Source organism: Leifsonia sp. HAY1-4F (genome assembly GCF_056755275.1).
Genome location: NZ_JBNDHX010000394.1, coordinates 1 through 257, shown reverse-complemented (window position 1 = coordinate 257; position 257 = coordinate 1). Strand labels below are relative to the sequence as shown.

The window sequence follows — 257 nt, the reverse complement described above, 5'->3', positions numbered from 1 at the left end:
CGCCTTCGCAGTTGACCTGATGGATATCGTCATCGGTGGTGCAGCAGACAGTTACCTCGCCAGGATGCCAGTCGCTGGTGCCCAAGTACTTCAAAGGGAGATCCGGAACTGTGGGCTTTTCAAATTGCTTCTCCCGTTCCACGCCGCTGTAGATACCCACCACTCCCCATGTTTCGTGGCCGTGCACTGGGGTTCCCTGATTCACGTTCCACACGGCCGCAGCAATGGAGAACGAGCCATCCTCCGCCACATGGAGC

Annotated in this window: 1 pseudogene; it reads right to left on the bottom strand. The window is 58.0% G+C overall.

The window, feature by feature from the left end:
• A pseudogene (locus ACPYOG_RS19925) lies at positions 1-257 on the bottom strand (hypothetical protein); the annotation flags it as partial.